This window comes from Lentzea sp. NPDC020367 (genome assembly GCF_044387305.1).
In the GTDB taxonomy this organism is placed as follows: Bacteria; Actinomycetota; Actinomycetes; order Mycobacteriales; family Pseudonocardiaceae; genus Lentzea.
In genome coordinates this window covers 90,821-110,231 of sequence record NZ_JBIRVV010000016.1, presented here as the reverse complement: position 1 = coordinate 110,231, position 19,411 = coordinate 90,821, and the positions used below count along the sequence as shown (strand labels likewise).

19 protein-coding genes are annotated in these 19,411 nt (G+C 67.8%); 11 read left to right on the top strand and 8 right to left on the bottom strand.

Features of this window, described 5'->3' with window-relative positions:
- Positions 1-93 precede the first annotated feature (93 nt).
- Both ACH413_RS40790 and ACH413_RS40785 read left to right on the top strand, forming a co-directional pair.
- Positions 94-1,338: an alpha/beta fold hydrolase gene (locus tag ACH413_RS40790; protein ID WP_360046401.1), complete on the top strand. Its 1,245-nt coding sequence runs from the start codon at positions 94-96 to the stop codon at positions 1,336-1,338.
- Positions 1,339-1,347: 9 nt separating this feature from the next.
- On the top strand, positions 1,348-2,565 hold the full coding sequence (locus tag ACH413_RS40785) for an alpha/beta fold hydrolase (protein WP_360046399.1): 1,218 nt from the start codon (positions 1,348-1,350) through the stop codon (positions 2,563-2,565).
- A gap of 10 nt (positions 2,566-2,575) precedes the next feature.
- Here ACH413_RS40785 and ACH413_RS40780 read toward each other — a convergent pair whose 3' ends face one another.
- Positions 2,576-3,895, bottom strand: a complete 1,320-nt coding sequence (locus ACH413_RS40780) for an FAD-dependent monooxygenase (protein WP_360046397.1) — start codon at positions 3,893-3,895, stop codon at positions 2,576-2,578.
- Between the two features lie 30 nt (positions 3,896-3,925).
- A complete protein-coding gene (gene fadD11 / locus ACH413_RS40775) occupies positions 3,926-5,803 on the bottom strand; it encodes a fatty acid--CoA ligase FadD11 (protein WP_360046395.1) in 1,878 nt (625 codons plus the stop codon).
- Positions 5,804-6,311: 508 nt separating this feature from the next.
- Between fadD11 and ACH413_RS40770 the strand changes: the two genes are divergently transcribed.
- From ACH413_RS40770 to ACH413_RS40750, 5 genes are all read left to right on the top strand, one after another.
- A complete protein-coding gene (locus ACH413_RS40770) occupies positions 6,312-7,370 on the top strand; it encodes a hypothetical protein (RefSeq protein ID WP_360046393.1) in 1,059 nt (352 codons plus the stop codon).
- 194 nt (positions 7,371-7,564) lie between these two features.
- On the top strand, positions 7,565-8,857 hold the full coding sequence (nhaA, locus tag ACH413_RS40765; protein WP_360046391.1) for a Na+/H+ antiporter NhaA: 1,293 nt from the start codon (positions 7,565-7,567) through the stop codon (positions 8,855-8,857).
- Positions 8,858-8,902: 45 nt separating this feature from the next.
- Positions 8,903-9,487 carry an NAD-binding protein gene (locus tag ACH413_RS40760; RefSeq protein ID WP_360046389.1) on the top strand — a complete coding sequence of 195 codons (585 nt, stop codon included), beginning with the start codon at positions 8,903-8,905 and terminating at the stop codon, positions 9,485-9,487.
- Between the two features lie 104 nt (positions 9,488-9,591).
- Positions 9,592-10,149 (top strand): redoxin domain-containing protein, encoded by a 558-nt coding sequence (locus ACH413_RS40755; protein WP_360046387.1) that lies wholly within the window; start codon positions 9,592-9,594, stop codon positions 10,147-10,149.
- Complete coding sequence (locus tag ACH413_RS40750; protein WP_360046385.1) at positions 10,146-11,033, top strand: cytochrome c biogenesis protein CcdA; 888 nt, start codon at positions 10,146-10,148, stop codon at positions 11,031-11,033. Before ACH413_RS40755 ends, ACH413_RS40750 begins: the two co-directional genes overlap by 4 nt.
- A gap of 92 nt (positions 11,034-11,125) precedes the next feature.
- On the opposite strand, the gene ACH413_RS40745 is transcribed toward ACH413_RS40750, so the two are convergent.
- Complete coding sequence (locus tag ACH413_RS40745; protein WP_360046450.1) at positions 11,126-11,803, bottom strand: response regulator; 678 nt, start codon at positions 11,801-11,803, stop codon at positions 11,126-11,128.
- A gap of 187 nt (positions 11,804-11,990) precedes the next feature.
- On the opposite strand from ACH413_RS40745, the gene ACH413_RS40740 reads away from it, so the two are divergent.
- The gene (locus ACH413_RS40740; RefSeq protein ID WP_360046383.1) at positions 11,991-12,491 is read left to right on the top strand and encodes an isoprenylcysteine carboxylmethyltransferase family protein; all 501 of its coding nucleotides are present in this window, start codon (positions 11,991-11,993) and stop codon (positions 12,489-12,491) included.
- Here the strand turns inward: ACH413_RS40740 and ACH413_RS40735 are convergent.
- Positions 12,443-13,660, bottom strand: a complete 1,218-nt coding sequence (locus ACH413_RS40735; RefSeq protein ID WP_360046381.1) for an FAD-dependent oxidoreductase — start codon at positions 13,658-13,660, stop codon at positions 12,443-12,445. The genes ACH413_RS40740 and ACH413_RS40735 overlap by 49 nt on opposite strands.
- A 157-nt stretch (positions 13,661-13,817) precedes the next feature.
- Between ACH413_RS40735 and ACH413_RS40730 the strand changes: the two genes are divergently transcribed.
- Positions 13,818-14,876 (top strand): FAD-dependent monooxygenase, encoded by a 1,059-nt coding sequence (locus tag ACH413_RS40730; RefSeq protein WP_360046379.1) that lies wholly within the window; start codon positions 13,818-13,820, stop codon positions 14,874-14,876.
- Positions 14,789-15,079, top strand: coding sequence for a DUF3040 domain-containing protein (locus ACH413_RS40725; protein WP_360046377.1), 291 nt, complete (start codon positions 14,789-14,791; stop codon positions 15,077-15,079). Before ACH413_RS40730 ends, ACH413_RS40725 begins: the two co-directional genes overlap by 88 nt.
- A 54-nt stretch (positions 15,080-15,133) precedes the next feature.
- On the opposite strand, the gene thpD is transcribed toward ACH413_RS40725, so the two are convergent.
- The 4 genes from thpD to ectA are packed head-to-tail and all read right to left on the bottom strand — an operon-like array spanning position 15,134 to position 18,243.
- Positions 15,134-16,033 carry an ectoine hydroxylase gene (gene thpD, locus ACH413_RS40720; RefSeq protein ID WP_360046375.1) on the bottom strand — a complete coding sequence of 300 codons (900 nt, stop codon included), beginning with the start codon at positions 16,031-16,033 and terminating at the stop codon, positions 15,134-15,136.
- Positions 16,030-16,431 (bottom strand): ectoine synthase, encoded by a 402-nt coding sequence (locus ACH413_RS40715; protein WP_360046373.1) that lies wholly within the window; start codon positions 16,429-16,431, stop codon positions 16,030-16,032. Before ACH413_RS40715 ends, thpD begins: the two co-directional genes overlap by 4 nt.
- A 10-nt stretch (positions 16,432-16,441) precedes the next feature.
- A complete protein-coding gene (gene ectB / locus ACH413_RS40710; RefSeq protein ID WP_360046371.1) occupies positions 16,442-17,689 on the bottom strand; it encodes a diaminobutyrate--2-oxoglutarate transaminase in 1,248 nt (415 codons plus the stop codon).
- Between the two features lie 26 nt (positions 17,690-17,715).
- Entirely contained in the window at positions 17,716-18,243 is a 528-nt protein-coding gene (gene ectA / locus ACH413_RS40705; protein ID WP_360046369.1) for a diaminobutyrate acetyltransferase, read from the bottom strand.
- A gap of 274 nt (positions 18,244-18,517) precedes the next feature.
- Here ectA and ehuB point away from each other — a divergent pair, with 274 nt between their 5' ends.
- Positions 18,518-19,399 (top strand): ectoine/hydroxyectoine ABC transporter substrate-binding protein EhuB, encoded by an 882-nt coding sequence (ehuB, locus tag ACH413_RS40700; protein WP_360046367.1) that lies wholly within the window; start codon positions 18,518-18,520, stop codon positions 19,397-19,399.
- Positions 19,400-19,411: the final 12 nt, after the last annotated feature.

Genomic DNA, 19,411 nt, shown 5'->3' with positions numbered 1-19,411 from the left:
GCGTGGCCCACCCGGCGTGCGTCGCGGACGCAGCAGTGCGCATCCGGCATCCGGCGGACGAGTCGGCGACTGCCGAGACAGTAGGCTTGGGTGGTGAGCTCGGCGATCTACCGTTTCGGACGGTTCGACCTCGACCCGGGCCGTGGCCGGCTCCGCCACGACGGGCAACCCGTCCGCATCGAGCCCAAAGCCTTTGCCCTGCTGTGTTATCTGGTGGCGCATCGCGACCGGGTGGTGTCCAAAAGGGAACTGCTGACGACCGTGTGGAGTGGCGAGCCGGTCTCCGACGCGGCTCTCGCCACCGGACTGCGCACCGTTCGCTTGGCCATCGGTGACACCGGCAGTCAACAACAGTTGATCCGCACCGTACACCGGCGCGGCTACCAGTTCGTGGCTTCGACGAACACAGAGGTAACCGAGCCCCCTGCTTTGACCGATGCCGCTGTCGACACCTCTTGGTCCCGCGACGTCATCCGGTTCTGCCGGACGGCTGACGGCACGCGCCTCGCCTGGGCCGTCACCGGCGAGGGACCTCCTCTCATGAGAACCGCCAACTGGCTGAGCCAGATGGATCTGGAACGAACCGTGCCCGAGTTCGCGCACTGGTTCGAGGGCCTCACTCGTGGTCGCCGCCTGATCCGGTACGACGAGCGGGGATACGGCTTGTCCGACTGGACAACGACTTTCACGCTCGAGGAGTGGATCGAGGACATCGACGCGGTCGCCGACGCGGCGGGGCTCGGCCGCTTCCCGCTGCTCGGCGTCTCCCAGGGTGGTCCTCTGGCGGTGGCCTATGCCGCGCTCAGGCCGGAGAGAGTCAGCCGTCTGGTGCTGAACGCGGCCTACGCGCGTGGCCGGCTGGCGCAGGCACACGACGCCACCGAGCAGGGCGAGGCCGCTCTCGACCTGAGGCTCACCCTGGCCGGCTGGCACGCGCAGAACCACAGCTATCAGCGGTTCTTCGGTTCCCAGTTCTTCGCCGACGACTCGCCTCAGAAGTGGGACATGTTCACGAACTTGCAGCGGCGCTCGGTGTCGGCGGCCAACGGTGCCCGGTTCCTGGAAGAACAGTCCCGCCTCGACGTCGCCGATCTGGCGCGGCGGGTCCCCTGCCCGACGTTGATCGTGCACTCCCGTGACGACACGCGGATTCCGCTCTCCCAGGCGATGGAACTGGCCGAGCTCATCCCCGACAGCAGGGTGGTCGTGCTCGACGGACGCAACCACCTGCTGACCGCCGATGAACCGGCGTGGCCCCGTTTCCTGGACGAGCTCCACACCTTCCTCGCCGAGGAGGACTCCCACCGCGGTGGGGGCTCAGCCGGGCAAGATCAGTAGGCTGGGCTGATGGCTGGGGAAGTGGTGCGCTTCGGCGAGTACGAACTCGACGTCACCGGCCACCAGCTGCGTCGCGCGGGCGCGCTGGTGCACGTCGAGCCGCGAGCCTTCGACCTGCTGTGCCACCTGGTGACGCATCGGGATCGGGTGGTGCCGAAGAACGAACTGCTCGACCTGGTGTGGGGTGACCGCTTCGTCAGCGAGGCCGCGCTCACCACGGCGTTGAGGACCGTGCGTCTCGCCATCGGTGACACCGGCGAACAACAGCAGTCGATCCGCACCGTGCACCGGCGCGGCTATCAGTTCGTCGCCCCCGCCGCGGTGTTCGGGCCTACGCCCGCGGAGAAACCCGAGGGTTCCGCCGACCCGTACGCGCCCGTACGCCCCCATCGTCAGGTGATCCGCTTCTGCCGGTCCGAGGACGGCACGCGGATCGCTTACGCCACCACCGGAACGGGACCGCCGCTGGTGAAGGCGGCGAACTGGATGAGCCACCTCGACCTCGAGTGGACCACCCCGGTCTGGTCCCACTGGTTGTCCGGACTCGCCCGCCACCGCCAGCTGGTCCGCTACGACGAGCGGGGGTGCGGGCTGTCGGACTGGGACGTGCCCAGCTTCACGTTCGACGACTGGGTGGACGACCTCGACACCGTGGTCGAGGCTGCCGGACTCGACCGGTTCCCGCTGCTCGGGGTGTCCCAGGGCGGCGCGGTGGCCATCGCCTACGCGGTACGTCGTCCCGAGCGGGTCAGCCGGTTGATCCTCGCCGGGGCGTACGCCCGAGGCCGTCAGGTGCGCGCCCGCGACGACGCCGAACGCGAGGCGGCGGACATCGACCTGGAGGTCGCCCGAGTGGGGTGGAGCCACCAGGACCCCGGCTTCCTGCGGATCTTCGCTTCACAGTTCCTGCCCGACGGCACGACGAGCGACTGGGACGACTTCACCGCGTTCCAGCGGCAGACGACCTCGCCCGCCAACGGAGTCCGGTTCCTCGAGGAGTTCGCGAAGATCGACGTCTCGCACATCGCCCACCGGGTGCAATGCCCGACGCTCATCCTCCACTCCCGCGACGACTCACGCGTCCCGGCCTCCCAGGCCAGCGAGCTCGCCGCGCTCATCCCCCACAGCCAGCTCGTCATCCTCGACAGCAGCAACCACCTGCTCACCGCCTCGGAGCCCGCCTGGCCGGAGTTCCTGTCCCACATCGACGACTTCGTGGGTGGATGACCGTCCGGCACTACCTCGTCCGAGCCGGTGAGAGGTACCCCGACAGCAGGACCCGAAGGATCATGGCCGGAGTCATCAGCGTCGCCGGGCTGGCGCGCAGTTGCCGCACCCGCAACGCTTGGCGCGCCACAGGAACACAGGTGCGGCCGGCTCGAAGCGCCCGGCCGAGGTAGCGGTCGAGGAGGTCGGTGCCGGCCGGTTCCGATGCGCCGTCTCCGACGGCTGCCTCCTCCTGCGCCGCAATCCGCCAGGGCACGTCGATGATCCTGGCGACCCGCCGGTAGAAGTCGCGGGGCAGCGCGGCAGAGGACGGGCCGTGCCGGGCGACGGCGTTGCCGAGGGCTTGTGCCTGAAGAGCCGCGGACGACACCCCCTGCGCGTGCAGGGGGTTGAAGCTGCAGACGGCGTCGCCGAGCACGAGGAACCCGGCAGGAGGTCGTGTCAGTCGTTCGACGTGGCGGCGCCTGCTGACCGGCATCCGGTAGGTCATGACCGGTGTCACCACCTCGCCCCGCGCGAGAACCTCGGCGATCAGCGGCAGGGGCATCGACCGGGCGAAAGCCTCGAAGGCCGAAGGTTCCGCCGAGGGCTCTTCACTGTGGGAGGACGCCAGGGAGACGATCCACAGGTTCCCCTCCGCCGGGACCATCATGCCGATCCGGTGGCCGGCCACCGGATCGTCGACCGCGACGGCGAGCGCGCCGCGGAAGTCGTCCGGCCGCCGGGACACGACACACGTTCCGCACGTCACGCCGATGTCCACTTCGGACATCGGCGGCGCCGAGAACCCCTTTTCGGCCAGCTGGTCGAGGAAACGGGTGTGGCGGCCGGTACAGGCGACCACAAGATCCGCCCGGTGCCGCACGCCGTCGACCTCGACACCGGTCACCCTGCCGTCCTCGACCAGCAGTCCGTCCACCGCTGTCTCGTCACCGACCGACACGGCGTCCCGCTGAGAGGTCAGCAGTGCGCGGATCGTCCCCTCCAGCAGAGGCCGACTCGTGGACAACGAGAACGATCCGGGATCGGCGAGGACCCGTCGCCCGCGGCTCTGGTGTCCCAGCAGGGCAGCGGCGTTCAGCGTGACCGCGCCGCCTGCCTCCAACTCGGCGGTCAGTCCCGGAAACCAGGTGTCCAGCAGCCGTTCCCCGACCTCCAGCAGTGCATGGGCGTGGCGTCCCTGCGGGACACTCGGGCGGGGGACCCTCCGCTGGGGCAAGCGGTCCCGTTCCAGGATCCGCACTTCGTCGACGTGGTCGCTCAGGACGCGTGCGGTCGCCAGTCCCGCGATGCCCGCTCCGATGATGATCGCGCTGGTTCGCGCACGCATGCCCATCGTGTCCACCCCTCCAGTACGGGCTCAGGCCAGCGCGGGCGTCACTGCGGGTTCGTGCACAGCTGTTCCCTGCGAGTCCGCGTACAGCGAGTCGATCTCGGCCGCGTATTTCTGTGCGATGGGCTTGCGCCGCAGTTTCGAGGTCAGGGTGAGTTCGTCTCCGCCCGGCTCCCAGAAGACGGGCAGGATCTGGAACCGCTTGACCTGTTCCGATCGGGACAGCCGGATGTTGCCTTCGGCGATGCCCGACCTGATCCGGCCGATCACGTCCGCGTCGGCCGACAACGCCGCGGCGGAGGAGTCCGGAAGCCCGCACCGGGCGGCGTGAGCGGCGGCGCTCTCGGCGTCCAGCACGATCAGCGCGGTGTTGTAGGGACGCCGATCACCGATGGTGGCGATGCCACCGATCAACGGACAGGCCCCCTTCATGACGTTCTCGATGTGCGCGGGTGACATGTTCTTGCCCGCGGCGCTGATGATGAGTTCCTTCTTGCGATCCACGACGGAGAGGTAGCCGTCGCCGTCCACGGTCATCACGTCACCGGTGTGCAGCCAGCCGTCGCCGTCGACCGCCTCGGCGGTCTTCGCCGGTTCCTTGCGGTAGCCCTTCATCACCAGTGGCCCGCGCACGAGGAACTCACCGTCCTCGGCGATCCTGCCCTCCATGCCGGGGAGCAACCTGCCGACCGTGCCCAGCCTGTGCTCGGCGGGCGACACCACGCTCGCCACGCAGCTCAGCTCGGACATCCCCCACAGCTCCGAGATCGGGACCCCGAGCCCGCCGAAGAAGGCCAGCACCTCCTTGGGAATCGGTGCCGCTCCCGACACCGTCCACCTCACCTGGTCCAGTCCGATCCTGGCGCGCAGCCCGGACAGGACCAGTTCGTCCGCCTTGGCGTAGGCCGCCCGCTCCTCGGCGGACAGCTCCACGCCGATCAGGTCTGCGTCCGCCTTGCGCGCCGCGATGTTCAGTGCCCACTGCAGGCCCTGTCGCCGCGTCTCGTCCTGCTCGGCCGCGACCGCAGCCTCGATGCCGGCCTTGAGCTTCTCCCACACCCGCGGCACCGCTCCCCAGATGGTGGGACGGCAGTCCGGCAGCGCGGCGGCGATCTGCCGCGCGTCGGGCACCACGGTGATCTGGCTGCCCATCACCTCGTGGAGGTAGAGGCAGAACACCCGGTCCGCGATGTGCGCGGAGGGCAGGAAGGACGTGATTCGATCACCGAACTCCACCGGCAGCACACCGGTGAGAGCGTGCACCTCGTAGAGCAGGCTTTCGTGCGTCATCTCGACGCCCTTGGGTTCACCCGTCGTGCCCGAGGTGTAGATCAGCGTCAGCACGTCCTCCGAACGCACCGATCGCCAGGCCTCCTCGAAGTCGAACTCCGGCGCACCGCGACCGATCAACTCCTCGACGGTGATGGTGCCCGCAGGTGCGCCGTCGACACACACCACGTGCTCGACCTCGACCCCGCACCGCCGGACGAGGTCGACGTACTGCTCCTCGCACAGCACCACCTTCGCGCCGGCGTTGGCGAGCACGTGGGCCAGCTGCTCGGCGGACACCGTGTTGTACACGGAGAACGAGGTGGCGCCGAGGTGCTGTGCACCGACCTCCAGCGGGTAGAACTCCATCCGGTTGGCCATCATCAGTGCGACGGTGTCACCGCGGCCGACACCGAGCGCGCTCAGCCCCGCAGCGACCGCTCGCACTTCCGCGGCGTACTGCTTCCACGTCATCGACCGCGTACCGCCTACCGTCCGCAAGGCCACCGCGTCCGGGTCCACCGCGGCGGTCCGCTGGAACGCTTCGCAGAAGGTGCTCGCCCGCCCCGAATCGTGTGCGGGTTCCGGCATCGCCGTCCCGGCTCCGGCCGCCGTCGCACCGATGTCCGTGTACATGCTCAATTCCAGCCCTCTCGTTCAACGCCCTGGACCTGCCTGGTCCGTGCAGGCCCATCCTCGGACCGCACGTGGGGTCGTGGCTTGGTCGAACTCTGAGGAATCGATGAGCGATGTGAGGAGGGAGCGCGGACTCGTCGGCCTTGCTCGGCGCGATGTGATCGCGCAACACCAGGTTCACACGCCTGGACGTTTGCGTTGAGCACACTTTTACGGCATCTTGATGGGTGGAGCGCCGGGAAGCCTGGTCGGCCCGCTCGTCACAACACGGTGGCGGCGGATACGCGACTAGAGGTGCCATGCCCCGGCTTCGATCAGTCTCCGCATCCCCCTTTCCCCAGTCCGGCAGGCCAGGACACCCTCCCGAAAGCTGACACCCGCGTCGGTTCGGTTCTTTCTGGGCGCCCGAACACCGGCAGCCCGGATTCCGCCTGTCCAACAACGCTTTTTCGTCGTTGGACCACGTTGGGTGAGGTGTGCTGTAGTGCTTGTTCCCCGCATGATTCCGATGATCGACAACCCTCAGGTCGCCATGGCACTGGCAGCCAGGTGGCGTCACGCCAGGACCTTCGTCCTCACCGCGATGGTCGGGCTTCCGCTGGTGCTCGGCCTGGTGTGCCTCGCGTTCGCGGCGCTACCGCACTTCCAGATCTCGGAGGTGCCCTGGTGGTCGGCGATTCCCGTTCTCGTGGCGGCGGCCGCGGGCATTTCGCTCGTGGCGTGGTTGCGCCACGACGGCTTGACAGATCCCGCGTCGTGGTTTCCCGCCACCGTGCTGATGACCGGCACGCAACTCTTCTTCGGCGTGGTGCCCGGTTTCGGCATCGCCGCGCGCACCGCGACAGGCACGGCCGTGGTGATGAAAGCGTTGCTGGCACTGGGATTCCTGAGCGCGGGCTCGGCGTGGACGCTCGCCCGGCGCGCGTGCCGCTCCCTGCTGGCCTCCCCCGTCGCGGAGTTGGGTTCCACCCCTCTCCAGTTGACGTTCCGCGGTTCGTCGTCCCGCGTCGTCATCGGCGTGGACCGGGTCGACTGGGAGTTTCGCGCGGCAGGCGGACGTCTGGAGGCCGGAGTCTCATTCCGTCACCTCCACGAGGTGTCCGTCACGGTCGACCGCGCCGACGGCGGCACCGCGCTCGCGCTGCACACCTCTACTGGGACCTGGGCCGTGCCCTCGGAGGACGCGGTCGTGGTGTGCGACGTGCTGCGGCTGCGCAAGGCCAGGTGGGAGCAGCGCGTCGAAGCGGCGGTCGAGCAGGAACGCGAGCGCTACCACGAGATGGCACTGCTGCTCGCTTCACTGCACGCGACCTCCTCCACAGATGACGGCTCCGTGTCAGTCACGGTGAACGCGGACGGGATCACCACACACGTCGAACTCGGCGAAGGCACTCGCGACAGGAACCCGCAGGCCCTCTCCGCCGAGCTCATGACATGCCTGGACCAGGCGAGGACCACCGTCCGGGCCCAGGCCCGGGATCTCGTGCTGGACGAGTACGTCACCAGACCGACGAAGGAGGATCTCGCCCGCATCGCCGGGCAGATGCCTGAGCGGTTCGCCGCCTGAGAAACCACAAAGGACGGTGAGCGGACGCAAGCAGGAACAGCCGAGGCCACATCGGGGAACGCTCGCGGACAAGATCACACGACCGGCCCGCAATCCCCGATCGTGAGGTACGGTCGGTGAGTTGCCGCGCCCCAGCGGCATGGTGTGCCGGGAAGTCTGGTCGGCGTCGCGGCCGACGACACCCGGAGTGCGCTGTGAACCAAGTGAAGACCCAGCTGTTCAGCCGCGGTTCCTGGCCGGAGACCCGGCGCATCGCCGACCTCCTCCGCCTCGAGACCGTCGGCGGCGTCATCATGCTGGTCGCCGCGCTCGTCGGGCTCGTCTGGGCCAACTCCCCCTGGGCACCCGCCTACGAGACACTCCGTTCGGTGGAGTTCGGTCCCGAATCACTCCACCTGCGGCTGAGTCTCGCCGAATGGGCGTCGGACGGGCTGCTCGTGATCTTCTTCTTCGTGGCGGGGCTCGAGCTCAAACGAGAGTTCGTGGCCGGCGACCTGCGCGACTCCCGACGTGCCGCGATCCCGATCGCCGCCGCTTTCGGCGGAGTCGCCGTCCCAGCGCTGATCTACACGGTGGTCAACCTCGGTGGCCCCGGCCTGTCCGGCTGGGCCATCCCCACCGCGACGGACATCGCGTTCGCGCTCGCGGTGCTCGCGGTGATCGGCCGCTGCCTTCCGTCCGCCCTGCGGACGTTCCTGCTCACCCTCGCGGTGGTCGACGACCTCATCGCGATCGTGATCATCGCCCTCTTCTACACCGATCACCTGTCGCCGCTGCCGCTGGTGTTGATGTTCATCCCGCTGGGCGTGTTCACGGTCCTGGTCCAGCGCAGGGTCCGGGCGTGGTGGCTGCTCGTTCCCCTGGCCGTGGCCACATGGGCGCTGATGCACGCTTCGGGCGTGCACGCGACCGTCGCCGGTGTGCTGCTGGGATTCGCCGTGCCGGTGATCCGCAGGTACGGCGAGGGCCCCGGACTCGCCGAGATCTTCCAGCACCGCTGGCAACCCCTGTCCACCGGAGTAGCCGTCCCCGTCTTCGCCTTCTTCGCCGCAGGTGTGTCGGTCGGTGGCCTGAGCGGCTTCGTCAGCTCGCTGACGGACAGCGTCACGGTGGGCATCGTGCTCGGCCTGCTGGTGGGCAAACCGATCGGCATCACCATCGCCACCTACCTCATGGCCCGGTTCACCAAGGCAACGCTGAACGAGGACTTCGCGTGGATCGACGCGATCGGCCTCTCGATCCTCGCCGGCATCGGCTTCACGGTCTCGCTGCTGGTCAGCGAACTCTCGTTCGGTGAGGGCAGTGACAACTACAGCAACGCCAAGGTCGCCGTCCTGCTCGGCTCGGTGCTGTCGGCTCTGATCGCGACGGTGATCCTGCGCGCACGCAACAGGGTCTACCGCCGCATCTACGACGAGGAGAACCGCGACTCCGACAGAGACGGGATCCCGGACGTGCACCAGCAGAACGCAGCGGAGAACAGCTAGCGCCTCGTCAGCGCTCGAACTGGCACACCGTCACCTGGGAGCTTCGTGATCTCACGGACCGTGATCATCGGGCTGGGCCGTCGCGGCCACGAGGTGCTCGACAGGATGTCCAGTGCACAGCGCGCGGCCACCGTGGTGATCGACACGGACCTCGCCGTGGCCGCGCTCGGCACGTACCACGGGGCACGCCCCGTCATCGGCAACGGCGCTGACGTCGCGGCTCTGCGCGATGCGGACGTCCCGCGGGCCACGCGGGTGATCGTGACGGTCGCGGACGACGTGGTGGCCCTGCGAATCCTGTCCGCGGTTCGCTGGATCAACGAGCAGGCCGTCCTCGTGGTCGCCTTGCACGAGACTCAGTGGGAAGAGGTGGCCCGGTATCTCGGCGCCGACCACGTCGTGGCGCACAAGGCTCCTTCGGAGTTGGTCACGTGTGATGACGGTGGCCTCAGGCTCGTCGACAGGGCGGTTCGATGGAGCGAGATCGGCCAGTACCTCGTCGAGTGCGCACCAGCGGTGCTCGCCGCCGTGCGCGGCGATGCTCATCGTTGGCGGGATCAAGAAGAGCCACACGTGCTTCGTGCCGGAGATCGAGTGCTGGAAGTCGCCTGTGCCCAGGAGAACACCTGACCTCGTCGCCGACGCACGTCAGCACTTCGTAATGTGTCATCACCCGCCGCTTCTGTCCGTTTGAGGCACTATGTCGGTCACACGCAGCCGACGAAGGGCACTCGATGTTCGCCAAACGCGTGGCCACTGCAGCAGCAGTGATCGCACTGATCACCGGGTGCGGCACGCAGACCGCCGCCCCGCAGACCGGTCCCACGTCCAGCGCCGCATCGGCCACCTCCACGTCGGTGAGCACGCCGGCTCAGTCCAGTGCCGCGGTGCCCGAACAACTCGACTTCACCGCCAGAACCGTGGACGGCGCGGAGTTCTCCGGTGCGAGCCTCGCCGGCAAGCCCGCAGTGCTCTGGTTCTGGGCGCCGTGGTGCCCCAAGTGCCAACGCGAGGCTCCCGGCATGGCGAAGGCCGCCAAGGAACTCGGATCCTCAGTCACGTTCCTCGGTGTCGCTGCGCTCGACCAGGTTCCCGCGATGCAGGGCTTCGTGGACAGGTACGACCTGAAGTCGTTCCAGCACCTCGCCGACACCGAAAGCGCGGTGTGGAAGCGGTTCGGTGTGACCGCCCAGCCCGCCTACGCCTTCGTGTCCAAGGACGGCAAGGTCGAGGTGGTCACGAGCCAACTGTCCGAACAGGACCTGCGCGACCGCCTGTCCAGGCTCGCGTGAGCGAGATCCTGCTGCTCGCCGTGGTCGCCGGCATGGTGGCCACGGTCAATCCCTGCGGGTTCGCCATGCTGCCCGCCTACCTGGCCCTGGTCGTCACCGGGTCCGCCGATCGCACGCAGCGCCAGCAACTCGGACGCGCACTGGGTTCCAGCGCTTTGATGACAGCGGGCTTCGTCACGGTGTTCGGCTTGTTCGGAGTGGTCATCGCGCCGATCTTCGCCTCGGTGCAGCGCTACCTGCCGTTCGTGACCGTTCTCATCGGTCTCACCCTCCTCGTGGTGGGCGCGTTCCTGATCACCGGACGTGAGATCAGTCTGCTCGTGCCCAAGCCGCGCAAGGGTGCCCCGGATCAGCGGCTGAGCACCATGTTCGGCTACGGCGTGGCCTACGCGATCGCCTCGTTGTCCTGCACGATCGGGCCGTTCCTCGCGGTGTCGGGAGCCGCGTTGCGCAGTGGTGAGGTCGGCGAGGGTGTGCTCGCGTTCGTCGCCTACGCCGCCGGAATGGGTCTGGTCGTCACCGCACTCGCGGTCGCCACCGCACTCGCCAGCGCCGGTCTTGTCAGCCGCGCACGTGGCCTTCTCCCCCACGTCTCGCGTCTGGGCGGAGTGTTGCTGGTGCTCGTGGGGCTCTACGTGACCTACTACGGCGTCTACGAACTGAGGCTGTTCCTGGGCGAGGCCGATCCCGCCGACCCCGTCATCGACGCCGCGTCCGCCTTCCAGAGCACTCTGGTCGACTGGCTCACCGCGATCGGACCGCTACCGGCGCTGATCGTTCTGGCAGTCCTGCTGGGGCTCGGTTTCGCTGCGGTTCACCTCCGGCGCGTGGCACGTGGGCGCTACGATCGAACGCACCACCGTCGTTCCCAGGAGCAGGAGTGACGCCGATGTCCGGCCTCGCCATCGCGCTGCTGATCGTCGCGGGTTTCGCGATCATCGCACTGGCAGTACGCGCGCTCGGGCGGCGTTGACCGTCACGGCTCGAAGCGGTGCCCCAGTCCCGGCTCGGTGATGAGGTGCTGAGGATGCGAGGGATCGTCCTCCAGCTTGCGGCGCAGTTGCGCCAGATACACCCGCAGGTACTGGAGTTCGCCGGTGCGGGACGGCCCCCACACGTCGTGGAGCAGCCGCCGGTGGGACACCAGCCGGCCTCCGTCACGAACCAGGACCTCGAGGACGGCCCACTCGATGGGAGTGAGATGCACCTCGACGCCGTGCCGGTGCACCTTCTTCGTGGCGAGATCGACCGTGAAGGCCTTCGCGACGACGACCGGATCCTTCTTCGCTCCTGATGTCGACCTGCGTACGAAGGCCCTCAGGCGAGCCAACAACTCGTTGAGGTCGAAGGGTTTCGTCACGTAGTCGTCCGCGCCGGCGTCGAGCACCTTCACCTTGCGCCGCGACTGCGCGTGCGGCGACAGCACGATCATCGGCACTGGAGTGCGTTCACGCAGACCCGCGACCAGCTCGACGGGATCGGCCGACGAGAGCGCGGGGTCGACGACCACGACGTCCGGCCTGCCACTGGCGGCGACATCGAGGGCGGTCTGCTCGTCCACTGCCACCAGCACTTCGTGTCCGCTGGCGGTGAGAGCCTTCTTCAGGGTGCGGACAGTCCTCGGCTCACGATCGACCACCAGGACCGTGACCATGTCGAGCACTCCTCGCGAACAGCGCACCGACAGCGCCGTGGTGAACGACATACCGTAGCCGATCATCGCGCACAGGAGTCGGCGGACCTCCCGATCCGCCGCAGCCTCCGTCGAACGGGTGAAACAGAGCCGGGTTGTGCGACACAGCCCTACCAAGAGTGGGCAGCTTCCACGAACAATCGCCGCCATGCAGATCCGAAGAGCCGCACTCGGTTCCGCCGTCTTCCTCGTCATCGCGCCCGGAACGGTGGCGGGGCTGATCCCCTGGCTGCTGACGGGATGGCGGACGGCAGATGCTCCCACCTCGTGGCTGCCCGCCCAGGCGCTGGGAGTCGTGGTCCTGGTGGTGGCAGTGGTGGTCCTGCTGTCGGCGTTCACCCGTTTCGTCGTCGAGGGTTTCGGCACCCCGGCGCCGATCGCGCCGCCGGACAGGCTGGTCGTCGGCGGCCTGTACCGCCACGTGCGCAACCCGATGTACGTCGCTGTGCTCGGCGCGATCGCCGGCCAGGCCCTGTTGTTCGGCCAGCTCGTTCTGCTCGGCTACGCGGCACTGGTCGCGGCGGCATTCGTCACGATGGTGCGTCTGCACGAGGAACCCGCTCTGCGGCGCAGCTTTGGCGACCAGTACGTCGCCTACCGTCAGGCAGTACCGGGGTGGATTCCCCGCCTCACGCCTTGGCGTCCATGATCCTCACGCTCGCAGCGAGCGAACAGGTCGTCGGCGACGGGAGTCGCCGATCGGACCATCATCTTGTTCAGGAACCTCCATCGGGACAGGCGGAGGAGCCAGTCGCGCGCCAAGATCCGCCATCGGGTAGACGGCGCCATCCACTCGGTGAAGCGACGGCCGAACTCCTGCGTCCGCACCACAACAGGCTTCATCCGCATCTCGTAGTTCACCAACGCGGAGATCATGTCCTTTTCCCGAGTCAGCTCCTGAGCGAGCACACAGGCCCCGGACATGGCGAGTGAAGCGCCGTGCCCGGCGAACAGCGACACCGCTCCGCAGGCATCGCCCACGAGCACCACCCGTTTGCGGTGCCACAGATCTACCTCCACCTGAGCGGCCTGGTCGAAGTAGAGGTCGCCCGGCAACGCGCGCAACAGGGCCGGCGTCACCCAGCCCAGATCGCCGAACTCGGATCGCAGCGCGCCCACCGGGTCCGGGGGAAGCACACTGTTCTCGTTGCGGTACAGGAAGTACGCGGAGACGTCGTCCTGTCCGGCCGAGTGACAGCCGACCGTTCGGTTCGGCGTGGTCAACACCTGGTAGCTCTCCCCGAGACGGTCGCTGAGCGTGCGGTCCCGCACCGAGACGGCGGCCACGTGGAACCCCAGGTACCTCAGGAACCGCTGCTCTGGACCGAAAACGAGTTCACGCACCCGTGAATGGACCCCGTCGGCACCCACAAGAAGGTCCGCTTCGTGGACCGTGCCGTCGGTCAGCAGCACGCGCACTCCGCTGCCCGTGTGCTGCCACGCCTCAACGGTCATGCCGTAGCGAACCTGGGAACGCACGGCACCGGCGAGCACCTGGACGAGATCTCCGCGGAGAAGGCTGATCACGTCGCCGGTCTCGTCCTCTGCCACGACCAGCTCGCCACGTCGCCGACCGCGCTCGTCGACGGCGGTGACGCCCCTGATCGGCGCACGATGCCGCTCCAGAGCGGGCACGATCCCCATCCGGGCGACCACCTCACGCCCAGGACCGAAGAGATCGATCATGTACCCGTCCAGGCGGACACCTTGGGCCTTCTCTATCAGCAGCACGTCCCAGCCTGCCCGTTCCAGCCACCAGGCCGTCGTCAGCCCGGCGACGCCGGCACCCGCCACCACTGCTCTCCTCGACCTGGCCACGGCTTCAGCCTAGGTCCGACTATTGCACTCTGCAAATGTTGTGGACCGTCATCACCCGTCCTCCGGCTTTCGGAAGTGAGCTCCACGACCTACCATGGTGCTCAGGTGTGCCGGGAAGTCTGGTCGGCGTGATGTCGTCGACTCGAAAGGATTTTCCGTGGCCGCCAGAAGAGCCCTTGTCGTCGGCGCGAGCGCCGTCGGCCTGGCTTGCGCGTACCGCCTGCTCAGAAGCGACTGGGACGTCGTTCTGCTACCCGGTCCATCCTCGCCGCCCGATCTTCCCGAGGTGCTCACCGGGACCGGCCTGGACGCCGCCCGTCGGCTCGGGCTGCTGCCTGAGCTGTCCGAACGCCGGCAACCACGCCGTGACCTGGTGCGAGTCGACACGGCCGGGGTACCTCTCGGAGTCAGACCCAGACCCAAAGCGCACCAGCTCGTGCTACGCCAGGCGGACGTCGTGGAGGTGCTGCGCGGCGCAGTCCGGGACTCGGTGTTCCGGCGCGACGCTGACTTGGCCGCGCTCTCCTCCGACCGCTACGGCACGACCGTCCAGTTCACCGACGGCGATGACGACTGGTTCGACCTCGTCATCGGAGCGGGCGGGAACGAATCCGGAGTCGGAGCGGCCATTCCCGCCGCACAGCACACATCCGAGTGGTCGCTGGCCTCCGGCGTCATCGACGTCCCGTCGACCTGCGCCGTGGCAATGGACACCTCCACCAGGTCGGTGCGGCTGCATCCGTTGCACGAAGGCCGATCCGCGGTGTCGTTCGCGTGGCAGCACGGACCCGGCACGTCCTGGCCCGGGACGTTCGCGGATCTCGGTTGGCTGGTTCCCGAGTTGGTGGCTCGCGTGGACGCCAGTGAAGCCGTCCACCGCCACACCGTTTCGCTGGCCGAGACGAATCGTTGGACAGAGGGAAGTGTCGTCCTCTTGGGAAACGCCGCCTGGTGTCTTGGCCCTCACTCCGGCCAGGAGATCTCGCTCGCCCTCGGCGCCGCCGAACTGCTGGGCGACGCCCTGGACATCCACAACGACACGAACGAAGCGCTGGCGTGGTGGGAACGAGTCCTCGTCCCGTTCGTCCGGCGCGCACGTGCCCGCAACCAGTACGAACGGGAGGCGACGTGGGACTTGCCGAGCACGAGAAGCGAGAACTCGACGCGATCGCGCACCATCTCAAGGAGGACGATCCCCAGTTCGTCACCAAGCTGAGCAAGCCTTCCTGGCACGTTCGGTTGTCCGGCAACGCGTTGTTCGTCCTGGGCCTGCTCTCGACCTATCTCGTCGGCCTGACGATGGTCGTCACCGGCGTCACCATGTCTTTGTGGCCGTTGCTGGTCGCCGGGGCAGTCGTCACCGCGATCTACCCGGCGAAGACCATCATCGGACAGTTGCGGAAGAAGAGGCCCTCCTGACGAACATCGGCTGCCGGGCGTCCGCTGTGGACGTCCGGCAGCCGACGGACCCGGTCAGCGTCGCGCGACCGGCTCGAAGTCCCGCGACGCGACGAAATCCGGTCGCGGTTTCGCCGACGCGAACGGCTCCGCAAGTGTGTTCTCCACGCTGTTGAAGACCAGGAAGATGTTCGACCGGGCGAACGGCGTGATGTTGCTGCCGGATCCGTGCATGCTGTTGCAGTCGAACATGAGCGCGGCCCCCGCTGAACCGGTGAACTGGTCGATGCCGTGCTCCGCGGCGAGAGCCGTCAGGTGCGCCCGGCTCGGCACACCGATCTCCTGCTCCTTCAACGACTCCTTGTAGTGGTCGTCGGGAGTCTCTCCCGTGCACGGCACGAAGGTCCGGTGCGCACCGGGCATGAGCATGAGCCCGCCGTTGTAGGCGTGGTTGTCGGTCAGCGCGATGGAGATGCTCACCGCCCGCATCAGCGGCATGCCGTCCTCCGCGTGCCACGTCTCGAAGTCCGAGTGCCAGTAGAAGCCGGTGCCGGTGAAACCCGGCATGAAGTTGACGCGACTCTGGTGCAGGTACACGTCGGAGCCGAGGATCTGCCGCGCCCGGTTGGCGACCCTGCTGTCGGCAGCCAGGGCGGCGATCATCTCGCTGGTGCGGTGCACCTCGAAGATCGAACGCACGTCGTTGGACTTCTTCTCGATGATCGTCCGCTCGTCCGCCCGCACGGCGTCGTCCGCCTTCAACTGGGCAAGCTCCTGCCGGTACGCGAGGACCTCGTCCGGGCTCAGCAGTGCGTCGACGGTCAGGAAACCCTTCTCGTCGTAGGACTCCAGGGTCGCCGGCGCGATCGGCCCGTCGGCGTTCCCCCTCCACACCACCGGATCGGTCCTCGGCAGCAGCGGGGACTCCGACGCCGTGCGCGTGGGGTACCGGTCCTCGGTCGTGGTCGCAGTCATGCGGGTGTCTCCTCCTCTAGTACCAGCGGGTACACACCGTTCTCGTCGTGCACCTCGCGCCCGGTCACCGGCGGGTTGAACACGCAGATCGCGCGGATGTCCGTGCGTGGCCGGACCTGATGCCTTTCGTTGCCGTCCAACAGGTAGAGCGTGCCGGGACGGAGCTGGTGCGTTTCACCGGTCTCCTTGTCCGTGAGCTCGCCCTCGCCTTCCACGCAGAGCACGGCCTCGACGTGGTTGGCGTACCAGAAGTCGTTGGTGCTGCCCGCCTTCAGCACCGTCTCGTGCAAGGAGAACCCGACGCGATCCCCGGCGAGGATGATGCGCTTGCTGCGCCACTTCGGCGTGACGACATCTCGGTCGGTGCCGTCCAGGTCGCTCAGCGTGCGAACGATCACGATGTTCCTTTCAGGCCGCCGTGCAGGCGAGCACGGCATCGGCGAACCGGGTGAGCCCGTCCTCCAACTCCCCGTCCGTGACGGTCAGCGGCGGCATCAGCTTCACCACCTCGTCGGACGGTCCCGACGTCTCGACCAGCAACTGCCGTTCGAACGCGGCGGCTGCCACCCGCCCTGCCACCTGCGAGTCCTCGAACGCAAGGCCGCGAGCGAGCCCTCGCCCACGCGGCGCCACTCCCCCGACGGAGGTCGCGATACCTTCCAGCACCGTCTCGATCTGCTCCCCCTTGGCCAGGGTGCCCTTCTCCAGACGGTCGTCCGTCCAGTAGGTGTCGAGCGCGGCGGCCGCGGTGACGAACGCGGCGTTGTTGCCGCGGAAGGTCCCGTTGTGCTCGCCGGGTTCCCACATGTCCAGGTGCGGGCGGACCAGCGTGAGCGCCATCGGAAGCCCGAAGCCTCCGATGGACTTGGACAGGCACACGATGTCCGGCTTGATCTCCGCGGGTTCGAAGCTGAAGAACGGGCCGGTGCGGCCGCAGCCCATCTGGACGTCGTCGACGATCAGCAGGATCTCGTGTTTGCGGCACAACTCGGCGAGACCGGCCAGCCACTCGAACCGCGCGACGTTGATGCCGCCCTCACCCTGCACGGACTCCACGATCACCGCCGCGGGCTTGTTCAGCCCGCTGCCGCTGTCACTGAGCAACCGTTCGAAGTACAGGAAGTCCGGGTAGCGCCGATCGAAGTAGTTGTCGTACGGCATCGGCGTCGCGTGCACGAGCGGAATGCCCGCCCCACCGCGTTTCATGGAGTCGCCGCTGACCGACAACGCTCCGAGTGTCATGCCGTGGAACGCGTTGGTGAAGTTGACGACCGACTCCCGCCTGGTCACCTTCCGCGCGAGCTTGAGCGCCGACTCCACGGAGTTCGTCCCGGTGGGGCCGGTGAACTGCACCTTGTGGTCCAGGCCGCGGGGCGTGAGGACGAGCTCGTCGAACTTCTCCAGGAACTCACGCTTGGCCGCGGTGTGCATGTCCAGGGAGTGGATCACCCGGTCTTCCGCGAGGTAGTCCATCAGCGCACGTTTGAGCACAGGGTTGTTGTGCCCGTAGTTGAGCGCCCCCGCGCCGGCGAAGAAGTCCAGGTAGCTCTGTCCGTCCTCGGTGTGGAGCCAGCTGCCCTCGGCCCGGTCGAACACGACCGGCCAGCTCCGGCAGTAGCTGCGGACTTCGGATTCGAGGCTGTGAAAGATGTTCACCAGGTTCCACCAGAGGTTCGAGGTCGTCAGCGGCCCGGCCAGGGCCCGAGGCGGTAGAGCGTCTCCGTGTCGTGCCCGTCGGGGAACAACTCGGAGGGGAAGAGCAGGTGGCGCTCCAGCCTGACGCCGGCGTCACGAGCCAGCGCCGTGAAGAGGCGGATCGAGGCGGAGTTCGCCGTCGTGATCGTGGTTTCCAGGAAACGGGCGCCCTGTTCTCGCCCGCGTTCGACGAGAGCGTCCAGCATGGCTCTGGCCACTCCTCTGCCACGATGGGAGCGATCCACCGCGACCTGCCAGACGAACAGGACCTCACGCTCGTCCGGCCGGAGATACCCCGTCACGAACCCGATCGGTCGTCCGTCCTGCCTGGCCACCACGGAGGTGGCCGCGAAGTCGCGCACCCACATCAGGTAGGAGTAGGACGAGTTCAGGTCGAGCACACCCGTGTCACGGGCCAGCCGCCACAGCTCTGCGCCGTCACCGGGCCGCAGGTGATCGATCGTCGTCGCGGACGACAGGGCGTCGTCGCCGTGTTTCGTTCGATTGCCGAACATGCTGCTGGAACGTAACAGCTGCCGTCCGGCGCGAACACCATTGCTCTGTGCAACATTTGCCTGATCCACCCGATCGGCCCATCTGAGCTGCGAAGAGATCACGACTTGTGATGCCCGCCATAGACTTCCGCCATCTTGACTGTCCTTTGAGGATTATCTTGCGTTCACCTTTCTATGTCGGACTTCCCTCCGCACAAGTCCGTTTTGGATTGCGCGGCCCGGCATGGTGCCGTACGTTCGGGCCGCCCTGTAGTCGAAGTTGGGACACCGCTTCGTGTCTTCACCTCACCTGAGCCGCCGCTTGTTCCTCGGAGCCGGACTGCTGGCGGTGACCGGTTGCAGCACGATCGATCTGAGCACCGAACGAAACGGCGGCAACCTGCTCGACCGGCTCCGCGCGAGCGGGCAGGTGCGCATGGGGTTCGCCAACGAGGCCCCCTACGGGTACATCGACCGCGACGGCGAGCTCACCGGCGAGGCTCCCGAAGTGGGCAAGGCGGTCTTCCGCAGACTGGGCGTGGAACGCTTCGTCCCGGCGCTGTCCGACTTCGGCTCGCTGATCCCGGGGCTGCGCGCCGGCCTGTTCGACGTCATCGCGGCCGGCATGTTCATCACACCGGCCAGGTGCGAGCAGATCCTCTTCTCCGATCCCGACTACAACGCTCCCGAGGCGCTGCTCGTGCGCTCGGAGGACGGCGCACCGCGCACCCTCGAAGACTTCGCCCGGCAGGACCAGGCACGTCTGGGAGTGCTGCTCGGCAGCGTCGAGGTCGACATCGCCGCCGGCTACGGCATTCCGGCGGAACGGGTCGTCACCTTCGCCTCGCAGGCGGGCGGCATCGACGGCGTTCTCGCCGACCGTGCCGACGGTCTCCTGCTCACCGCGATCTCACTGCGGGACGCGCTGTCGCGCCGGCCTGGAGTGGCCCTGGAGCTCACCGAACCGTTCGTCCCGGTCGTCGGCGGCGTTCCCCGGTACGGCGCTGGAGGCTTCGGGTTCCGGCCCGATCAGCACGACCTCCGCGACGCGTTCAACCGGGAGCTCACCGAGCTCAAGGCGAGCGGGGAACTGCTGAAGATCGTGCAGCCCTTCGGGTTCACCGAGTCCGAGATGACCGACCTGACGGCCGAACGGCTCTGCCGTCCCGGCTCCTGACTCAGGAAGGAC

Excerpts from the sequence above, each read along its gene's own strand:
- ACH413_RS40785 (WP_360046399.1), top strand. The coding sequence starts at position 1,348 with ATGGCTGGGGAAGTGGTGCGCTTCGGCGAGTACGAACTCGACGTCACC.
- ACH413_RS40780 (WP_360046397.1), bottom strand. The coding sequence starts at position 3,895 with ATGCGTGCGCGAACCAGCGCGATCATCATCGGAGCGGGCATCGCGGGA.
- fadD11 (WP_360046395.1), bottom strand. The coding sequence starts at position 5,803 with ATGTACACGGACATCGGTGCGACGGCGGCCGGAGCCGGGACGGCGATG.
- ACH413_RS40770 (WP_360046393.1), top strand. The coding sequence starts at position 6,312 with ATGATCGACAACCCTCAGGTCGCCATGGCACTGGCAGCCAGGTGGCGT.
- ACH413_RS40755 (WP_360046387.1), top strand. The coding sequence starts at position 9,592 with ATGTTCGCCAAACGCGTGGCCACTGCAGCAGCAGTGATCGCACTGATC.
- ACH413_RS40745 (WP_360046450.1), bottom strand. The coding sequence starts at position 11,803 with ATGGTCACGGTCCTGGTGGTCGATCGTGAGCCGAGGACTGTCCGCACC.
- ACH413_RS40740 (WP_360046383.1), top strand. The coding sequence starts at position 11,991 with ATGCAGATCCGAAGAGCCGCACTCGGTTCCGCCGTCTTCCTCGTCATC.
- thpD (WP_360046375.1), bottom strand. The coding sequence starts at position 16,033 with ATGACTGCGACCACGACCGAGGACCGGTACCCCACGCGCACGGCGTCG.
- ectA (WP_360046369.1), bottom strand. The coding sequence starts at position 18,243 with ATGTTCGGCAATCGAACGAAACACGGCGACGACGCCCTGTCGTCCGCG.